This is a genomic window from Rhodococcus sp. 1168, assembly GCF_002091955.1.
In the GTDB taxonomy this organism is placed as follows: Bacteria; Actinomycetota; Actinomycetes; order Mycobacteriales; family Mycobacteriaceae; genus Rhodococcoides.
On sequence record NZ_MKKY01000077.1, the window covers coordinates 1 to 10392 of the forward strand.

Here is a 10392-nt window from a genome sequence, read left to right on the forward strand (position 1 = left end):
GATGTGTTGGGTGTTGAGGAACGAGAGCTTGTGACCTCGACGTGGGCGGGGGTCGATGGTGTCGATCCTTCGGTGTCGACGTTGGCTGAGTTGTTCGATTTGCAGGTTGTGCGGGCGCCGCAGTCGACTGCGGTGGTGTTCGGGGATGAGCGGTTGAGTTATCGGGAGCTCGATGATCGCTCGAATCGTCTTGCGCGTCTTTTGATGTCGGCTGGTGTGGGTCCGGAGTCGTTGGTTGCTGTGGCGTTGCCGCGGTCGGTGGATCTTGTTGTGGTGTTGTTGGCTGTGGTGAAGGCCGGTGGTGGGTATGTGCCGGTGGATCCGACGAATCCGGCGGAGCGTATTGCGTATGTTTTGGCCGATGCTGCACCGGCTGTGTTGGTGTCGTGGTCGGGGCGTGAGTTTTCGGTGCCTGTGGGGTTGGATTGTGTGGAGATCGATGCCGTGGATCTGTCGGTTTTCGGTTCTTCTGCGGTGGCCGATGTCGAGCGTGTTCGTCCGCTTCGTCCCACGGATGTTGCGTATGTCATTTACACCTCGGGGTCGACGGGTCGTCCTAAGGGCGTAGTGGTTCCGCATGTTGCGGTGGCGCGTTTGATGGCCAATACGGATGGGTTGTTCGAGTTCGGTAGTGATGATGTGTGGACGTTGTTCCACTCGTACGCGTTCGATTTTTCGGTGTGGGAGCTGTGGGGGCCTTTGCTTCACGGTGGCACGTTGGTGGTGGTGGATTATTTCACTTCGCGGTCGCCGGAGGCGTTCCGTGAGCTGTTGATTCGTGAGAATGTCACGGTTCTGAATCAGACTCCGTCGGCGTTCTATCAGTTGGCTGAGGTGGACCGGGTCGGTGCTGCCGGTGAGGGGACCTTGCAGCTGAGGTATGTGATTTTCGGTGGTGAGGCGCTCGAGCTGCGTCGATTGTCGGGTTGGTTCGATCGTTACGGCGATAGCGGTCCGGAGTTGGTGAACATGTATGGGATTACCGAGACGACGGTGCATGTGTCGCATCGTCGGATCGATCGTGAGTTGGTGTCGAGTGCTTCGGGTTCGGTGGTGGGTGGGGCGATTCCAGGGTTGCGGGTCTATGTTCTCGATTCGCGGCTCGAGCCGGTTCCGGTGGGTGTTACGGGTGAAATGTATGTTGCGGGTGGGACGTTGGCTCGTGGGTACTTGGGTCGGACGGATCTGACGGCGACGCGTTTTCTTGCTAATCCGTTCTCTGGTACTGCGGCTCATGCTGGTGGTTCGTTGATGTATCGGACGGGTGATGTGGCGCGGTGGAGCAATGAGGGTGATCTCGAGTTCGTTGGTCGTGTTGATGATCAGGTCAAGATTCGTGGTTTCCGTATCGAGCTCGGTGAGATCGAATCGGGTGTGTTGGGTCAGGATTCGGTGGGTCAGGTTGCTGTTGTGGTTCGGGCGGATCGCCATGATGCGCCTCAGTTGGTGGCGTATGTCGTGCCGGTGGTGGGTTCTAGCATCGATGTTCAGGCCCTTCGTGGTGAAGTGGCTGCGGTGTTGCCGGAGTATATGGTTCCGTCGGCTTTTGTTGTGGTGTCCGAGATTCCGTTGACTGTGAATGGGAAGTTGGATCGTCGTGCGTTGCCGGAGCCGGTGTTCGAGGTTCGGGAGTTCCGGGCGCCGACTACGCCGATCGAGGAGATTGTGGCGGAGGTTTTCGCTGATTTGCTCGGTGTGCCGAGGGTTGGTGTCGATGATGATTTCTTCGAGCTCGGTGGTAATTCACTGATCGCGACGCAGTTGGTCTCACGCGTCGGCGCCGCGGTCGACGCCGTGGTTCCGGTGCGGGCTCTGTTCGAGGCACGAACAGTGGAGAAGCTTGCTGTCGAGATCGAACGGTCCGGGCGGACAGGGAGAGTCGCGTTGGCGGCGCGTGTGCGCCCGAGCGAGATCCCGCTGTCGTTGTCCCAGCGTCGTATGTGGTTCTTGAACAGGTTCGATCCCACCTCGACGGCGTACCTCGTTCCCTTCGCACTTCGACTGTCCGGAGAGCTGGACGTGACAGCTCTCGGTGCTGCCGTTGCCGATCTCATCTCTCGTCACGAGTCGCTGCGGACCGTGTATCCGGAGTCCGTGAACGGTCCGATGCAGAAGATCATGCATCCGTCCGAGACGACTACCGAGCTGTCGGTGAGAGACGTCGCTTCGGACGCCATGGCTTTGCACATCGGGTCACTCGCGTCTACACAGTTCGATGTCACCACCGAGGTACCGATCCGTATCGAGCTCTACCGAACGAGCGCGACCGAGCACGTGTTGGCCGTAGTCGCACATCACATCAGCGTCGATGGTGTGTCGGTCGGTCCGCTGGCTCGCGACCTGATGACCGCCTACGCGGCGCGGGCGATGGGCACCGAGCCGGGGTGGACTCCGTTGCCGGTGCAATACGCCGATTTCAGCCTTTGGCAGCACGATGTGCTCGGCTCCGAGGAAGACACAGATTCGACTGCGGGTCGGCAGATCGGCTACTGGACCGAGGCATTGGCAGACATCCCGGACGAGCTGGCACTTCCGTCCGATCGCCCGCGGCCGGCAACGCAGTCTTTCGCCGGTGGCAGTGTCGAACTCGAAATCGATGCCGAACTCCACGGACGTCTGCGTGATCTGGCACGCAAGCGGGGTGGCACCCTGTTCATGGCGGTGCACGCGGCCTTCGCCGGACTACTCTCGAGGCTCTCCGGCACAGGGGACATCGCCGTCGGTACACCGATCGCCGGTCGCGGGGATCGTGCACTCGACGATTTGATCGGCATGTTCGTCAACACACTGGTTCTACGCACTCGAGTGGACGGTTCACTGGCGTTCACCGAACTCTTCGACCGCGCACGCGAGGTCGACCTCGGCGCCTTCGCAAACGCGGACATCCCGTTCGAACGGTTGGTGGAAGTCCTCAATCCTGTCCGCTCGACTGCGCGCCATCCGCTGTTCCAGGTCGGGTTCTCTTTCCAGAACCAGGGAGTCACCAATGTGGCGCTTCCAGGTCTCGATGTCGCAGCCTTGGAAGTCGAATCGGGTATAGCGCAGTTCGACCTGCATCTGATCGTGGTGGACCGCTATTCCGAAAGCGGAGTGCCTACAGGGATGTCGGCAGAATTCACGTACGCGAAGGATCTCTTCGACCACGCAACGGTGGGCACGATTGCGACTCGGTTCGGCCGGTTACTCGAATCTGTCGTCGATCGACCCGAGATACTGCTCGGGGACATCGACCTGCTGGCTGGTTCCGAACGCGAACTCGTACTCGAATCATGGAATACGACCGACCATCCCGTCGACGGCGAAGCCACGCTCGTCTCGCTGTTCGACGAGCAGGTCGCGATCCATCCCGACTCGACTGCAGTGGTAGAGGGCGATCGTCGCTGGTCCTTCCACGAATTCGATTCGAGAGTAAACAGATTGGCCCGGTATCTGATCGCACGTGGGGTCGGGCCGGAGACCTTGACAGCATTGGCGATCCGTCGCAGTGCCGATCTGGTTGTCGCGATGTTCGCGGTCGCGAAAACCGGTGGTGCGTATGTGCCACTCGACCCCGATCAGCCGCTGGAACGGATCGAGTACATACTCGAGACTGCTGAGCCGATACTGCTGCTGTCCAAGTCGAGTGACGGTTCGCCACTCTCCGGCCACTCGGTCCGCGACATCCCGATGTCGGACGTCGCAAGCCTCGATCTGTCGATGTATTCGGACGCTCCGATCACCGATGCGGAACGGCGTGCACCTTTGCGCGCAGGTAACTCCGCCTACGTCATCTTCACTTCGGGATCGACCGGACGCCCGAAGGGTGTGGCCGTATCCCACACTGCGATCGTGAATCAACTGACCTGGAAGCGAGCGGAATTCGGTCTCGGTTCGCAGGATTCGGTTTTGTTGAAGACTGCAGCGACATTCGACTTGTCGGTGTGGGAGTTCTGGTCGGCCCCGACGTCAGGGGCGACCCTCGTCATCGCTGGACCGGACGAGCACCGCGATCCGGCACGAGTCAACGACATCATTCGGAAAGAGTCGATCACCACGATCCATGTCGTGCCATCGATGTTGACCGCGCTGATGGTAGACGGAGACGGCGTCCTCCCGGCTTCGTTGAAGCGCGTGCTCGCGATCGGTGAGGCATTGCCGGGAGACACCGCTCGGCGTTTCGTCGAACACAACGACGGTGCCCTGTTCAACCTGTATGGCCCTACCGAGGCTGCGGTGTCGGTGACCTCGCACCGGGTATCACCCGATGAGAGCGCGCACGTCCCGATCGGCCGGCCGGAGTGGAATACGCAGACATACGTACTCGATACCCGGCTCCACCCCGTCCCGCCAGGAACTATCGGTGAGTTGTATCTTGCGGGCGGGCAGTTGGCACGGGGGTACCTCGGCCGTCCCGATCTGACCGCCGAGCGCTTCGTCGCCAATCCCTTCGCAGTCACCGGAGGACGGCTGTATCGCTCGGGTGACCTTGCGTTCTGGAATGCAGACGGCGAGCTCGTCTTCGCGGGCCGCTCAGACTTCCAGGTCAAGATCAGAGGTTTTCGGATCGAGCTCGGCGAGATCGAGGCATCGTTGCGAGCGGTGGAGTCACTGTCCGATGCTGCGGTGGTCTCGTACTCGGACTCCCACACCGGTGACCGACTCGTGGGATATGTGGTTCCGGCCGAGTCCGCAACGGTCGACATCGACGAGGTACGGACCGCACTGGGTGCGGCGTTGCCGTCATACATGGTGCCGTCGAACTTCGTCGTGCTGACATCGTTGCCGCTCAACGCCAACGGCAAACTCGACAGGGCAGCGCTGCCTGCTCCGGTTCTCGAATCGACCGAGTTCCGCGCTCCGACCGATCCCATCGAAGAGATCGTTGCGCGCGTGTACTCCGAGCTTCTGGGAGTGGATCGAGTGGGACTCGACGACGACTTCTTCGCATTGGGTGGCAATTCCCTGGTCGCAACACAGCTCGTTGCCCGTCTGGGAGCCGCCCTGAATGCGTCGATCTCGGTGCGCTCGGTATTCGAGGCGCCGACGGTCGGTGCGTTGGCTGCGCGAGTGGAGTCGTCCGTGGGTCAGGGCATTCGCTTGCCCCTGATCGCACGCCCCCGACCGGAGGTCGTTCCGTTGTCGCTCGCACAGCAACGCATGTGGACCCTCAACCAGGTCGATAAGACATCGGACGCCTACAACATTCCAGTGGCCATCAGGCTTTCCGGCGCGCTGGACGTCGCGGCGCTGCGCGCTGCAGTAGGCGACCTGTTCCGTCGGCACGAGGTACTTCGTACGCGGTATCCCGATACCGAAGACGGACCCGTTCAATCCGTTGTTCCCATCGCCGACGCGTTACCAGGGCTCCAGGTTCGTGAGATCGCGGCTACCGAGGTACCGGCCGTGGTCGGAGAAGTTGTCACCACCGGCTTCGATGTCGCGGCGGAGGTGCCGGTTCGAGCCGAGCTCTTTTCGATCAGCGAGACGAACGAGTCGGAGTTCGTCTTGGTCCTCGTTGCCCATCACATCAGCGCCGACGGCTTCTCCATGCGGCCGTTGATCAGGGACGTCATGACTGCGTACGTCGCACGGACGGCAGGCGATGCCCCGTTGTGGACGGAGCTGCCTGTGCAGTACGCCGATTACTCGCTGTGGCAACGCGAGGTCCTCGGATCCGAAGACGATCCGGACAGTGTGCTGTCCGAGCAAATTTCATACTGGGCAGAAGCATTGGCCGGCGTACCCGAACAGATTGCATTGCCGACCGACTTTCCGCGCCCTGCCCGCGCATCCCTGCATGGGGACCGCTGCGGGTTCACCATCGCATCGGACATTGCCGCACGGGTGCAAAAGACGGCGCGCGAGCATAATTCGACCGTCTTCATGGTCGTGCACAGCGCATTGGCGGTTCTGCTGTCGAAGCTCAGTGGTGAACAGGACATCACCGTGGGAACCCCGGTAGCGGGACGTGGTGATGCCGCGCTTGACGACCTCGTCGGAATGTTCGTCAATACTCTGGTGCTCCGGACGAAAGTCCCACCGAGCTCGACCTTCGCTGATCTGTTGGCGAAAGTACGAGAAGCCGATCTGGCTGCGTTCGGTAACGCGGATGTGCCGTTCGAACGGGTTGTCGAGGTGGTAGGGCACAAGCGTTCGGCCTCCTACACCCCTCTGTTCCAGGTCATGCTGACTTTCCAGAACCTTGCCACCGGCACTTTCGCCTTGCCCGAACTGGAAGTGTCGGCTTTGGAGAGCGGTCTGGAGCAGGCCAAGGTCGACCTGCAACTGACGGCGGTAGAACGCTTCGACGATTCGGGTGATTTGATCGGAATCGACGCCGTTTTCAACTACGCCACGTCGTTGTTCGAGCCGAAGACGATCGAACTGTTCGCGCAGCGTTTCACCCGACTACTGGATCTCCTGACGTCAGACCCGAGCAGCATCATTCGGGCGGTGGACATGCGGTCGGAGGCCGAACGCGCAGAGCCGGCGCCCAAGCCGAAGACGATCGACGACCTGCCGGAATTGGTCTCGGCCGCGGCCGCAACTGCCGCGTCGTCCGTTGCGGTGTCTCACGCTGGAACGAGTGTCACCTTCGGCCAGCTCGACGAGAAACTGTCGGCCGTCTCGAAGTCGACCGCGGGAGCACTGAAACCAGAGGCGGTTCTCTCGGTGGCGCTGACGGGCCTCCTACCAGGAATATTGCCTGCGCTGGGTGCCGATGGCTTCGCCGCGACGGTTGCATCACTGATCAGTGACGCCCAGTCACTCATCGCAGATCCGGGAGGACCCGGTGTCTCCATGCAGTGACCTACATGGGCCTGATCGTGAACTTGGAGTCGAAGCCGGTTTGTGTCGCAGCGTTTCGTAGGGTGTCTCGTGTATGCGATGCATCTCGGCGCGTCCCGCGGCTTTTAGTAGGAGGAACACTCAGATGTCGAATGGTCGGCCGAACACTCGAAGCCAGAGCGCTGCCGGCAGCGTAACCGTGGACGAACTTCCAGGAGTGATCTCTGCAGTTGTCGATGCCGCGCCCGATCGCATCGCGTTGACCCATGGTGGGACAACCGTGACCTATACGACGTTGCATGCTGAACTGGCCGCGCTCGAAGCCGCCATGGGTGGGGCACTGGGGACCGAGGCGCTCGTCACCGTCGTGCTGTCCAACGTTCTTCCCGGCGCGCTCGAGTCCGGCGGTCTCGCCGGCATTGTCGAGTCGATCATCGTCGACGCCTCCGAGGTGTTGGGGGATCTGACGCCTGCAGGCCCGCCGACGCTCGTATCCCGCTTCGAGGAACAGGTCGCTCGTACCCCGGATGCAATCGCAGTTGAGTTCGAGGGCACAAGCTTGACCTACGCGGAATTCGATTCTCGCGCGAATCGACTCGCCCGCCATCTCGTGTCGCTGGGAATCGGCCCGGAGTGCCTCGTCGGACTGGGGATCAGACGGTCGCTGGAGCTACTCGTCGGCATGTACGCGATCGTGAAATCGGGAGCAGCCTACGTTCCGCTCGATCCTGATCATCCGGCCGAGCGGCTGGCCTACGTGCTCGACGTCGCACAGCCGGCAGCCGTACTCGGCCTGTCCACAGAACCTCTCGACTTGCCGGCCGGGGTCGGTGTCATCGAGATCGACTTGTTGGAACTGGACGGTTTCGACGCGACCGCCCTCGCCGACAGTGACCGGACTCGGACGTTGTCGGACGACGCATTGGCCTACGTGATTTTCACATCAGGATCCACCGGCCGTCCCAAGGGTGTGGCAGTTTCACATCGCGCGATCGTCAGCAATGTGCAATGGCGTCAAGATCATTATGTTCTGACACCGAACGATGTGGTGCTGCAAAAGACACCATTCACATTCGATGTGTCGGTATGGGAATTCTTCTGGCCTTTGCAGATCGGTGCACGTCTCGTCGTCGCGACACACGATGGGCACCGTGACCCCGCGTATCTTGCTCGTGTGATGACCGAACGCGGTGTCACTGTGGCGCACTTCGTCCCGTCGATGCTCGCCGTATTCGTCGCAGAGCCCTCGGTCCGCGAGATCGAGACGTTGCGATATGTATTTGCGTCCGGGGAGGCGCTCCCAGCCCAGACCACGACGCGCTTTCATACCGTCAGCTCGGCGGAACTGCACAACTTGTACGGTCCGACAGAGGCCGCAGTGGATGTCACGTACTACGAGACTGCCGATGTGGAATCGGGATCCGTCCCCATCGGCCGGGCCGTGCACGACACGTCGCTCTACGTGTTGGACGACGGCCTCCGACCGGTCTCGACCGGTGTCGAGGGTGAGCTGTATCTTGCGGGCGTCCAACTTGCACGTGGTTATGTAGCGCGACCGGACCTGACAGCCGATCGGTTCGTGGCTGATCCGTTCGAAGACGGGCGCCAGATGTACCGGACCGGCGACCTGGTTCGGTGGGTACCTCGCGGTGAAGTCGACATGCTGGAATACGTGGGACGCACCGACTTTCAGGTGAAGCTACGTGGTCTTCGCATCGAGCTCGGTGAGATCGAAACTGCCGTTCTCGAGCATCCTTCGGTCGCGCAAGCAGTCGCCCTCGTCCACACCGACGACTCGCTCGGTGATGTCCTTCTCGCGTACGTGGTGCCTGCGCAGGGCGAGTTCATCGACCAGGAGTCTTTGGCGCAGGCCGTCGCGTCCCGTCTGCCGGAATACATGGTCCCCGCGTTGTTCGTCGCAATCGAGGATTTCCCACTCGGTTCCAGTGGCAAACTCGACCGACGAGCTCTTCCCGCTCCCGACTTCTCCTCGTTGGCAAGCGAATACAGGGAGCCGTCCACCGAGACAGAGCTCGCGCTTGCAGCAGTGTTCGCCGAGGTACTCGGTTCCGAGACCATCGGTGCCGACGACGATTTCTTTGCCATCGGCGGTAACTCGTTGATCGCCACCCGGGTGATCTCCCGCATCAACGCGCGATTCGACATCCGTATCGACGTTCGCGACTTCTTCGACGCACCGACGGTCGCGGGACTCGCAATACTCGTCGACGCCGCCGTTACGCGGGGCGCCGGGGGAAGAGCACCGCTGGTGCCGCAGGAGCGACCGGATATTGTTCCGTTGTCGTTGGCGCAGCAGCGGATGTGGTTCCTCAACCGATTCGATACTGCTTCGGCGGTGAACAACATTCCTGTGGCGATCAGATTGACCGGCGACCTCGACGTCGCTGCGCTGGAGTACGCGGTCCGTGATGTCCTGTCGCGTCACGAATCCGTACGCACGATCTACCCCGAAATCGACGGTGTCGGATCACAGTTGGTGCTCGAGGTCGATGCGGTCGTTCCCACCTTGGTGGCAGAGCCGGTGGCAGAGGCGGACGTGCTCGACCGTGTGGTCGAGTTCGTCTCTGTTGGTTTCGATGTGACGGCGGAGGTGCCGTTTCGCGCTCGTTTGTTCGAGGTTGTGGGTTCGGGTGGTGTGGGTTCGGAGTTCGTTGTGGTGTTTGTGGTGCATCATATTGCGGCTGATGGTTTTTCGATGGGTCCGTTGACGCGGGATGTGATGGGTGCGTATGTGGCGCGGGCTTCAGGTGAGGAGCCGGGGTGGGCTCCTCTTTCGGTGCAGTATGCCGATTATGCGTTGTGGCAGCGTGCGGTGTTGGGGTCGGAGTCGGAACCGGATTCGTTGTTGTCACAGCAGGTGTTGTTTTGGCGGTCGGCGTTGGAGGGTTTGCCGGATCAGTTGGATTTGCCTTCTGATCGGGTTCGTCCTGTTGTGGCGTCCAATCGTGGTGCGAATGTTGTGTTTTCGGTGGATGCGGGTGTGCATCGTGGGTTGAGTGTGGTGGCGCGGGAGTTGAATGCGTCGTTGTTCATGGTGGTGCATTCGGCGTTGGCGGTGTTGTTGTCGCGGTTGTCGGGGTCTGAGGATGTGGCGGTGGGTACTGCTGTGGCGGGGCGTGGTGAGGCGGCTCTCGATGATGTGATCGGGATGTTTGTCAATACGTTGGTGTTGCGGACGGTGTTCGGTTCGGATTGGTTGTTTGCTGATGTGGTTCGGGATGTGCGTGAGCGGGATTTGGGTGCGTTCGGGCATGCGGATGTGCCGTTCGAGCGGTTGGTGGAGGTGCTCAATCCGGCTCGGTCGCAGGGGCGTCATCCGTTGTTTCAGGTGATGTTGTCGTTCCAGAATTTGGAGCGGTCTTCGCTGGAGTTGCCGGGGTTGTCGGTGTCGGCGGTTGATTTCGATGCTGCGGTTGCGAAGTTCGATGTGCAGGTGACGGTGACGGAGTCGTTCGATGTCGATGGTGGTGTTGCGGGGTTGTCGGTGACGTTGACGTATGCGACGGATTTGTTCGATGAGTCGACGATGGTGTTGTTTGCGGAGCGGTTTGTTCGGGTGTTGGACGCGGTGGTGGCGGATTCGTCTGTTGTGGTGGGTGATAT

Annotated in this window: 2 protein-coding genes; both read left to right on the forward strand. The window is 61.0% G+C overall.

What is annotated here, in order from left to right:
* Window positions 1-30: 30 nt before the first annotated feature.
* Window positions 31-6789 (forward strand): non-ribosomal peptide synthetase, encoded by a 6759-nt coding sequence (locus BJI47_RS17620; protein WP_254900666.1) that lies wholly within the window; start codon window positions 31-33, stop codon window positions 6787-6789.
* Window positions 6790-6913: 124 nt separating this feature from the next.
* A partial coding sequence (locus BJI47_RS17625) for a non-ribosomal peptide synthetase (RefSeq protein ID WP_125458748.1) occupies window positions 6914-10392 on the forward strand: 3479 nt, incomplete at its 3' end.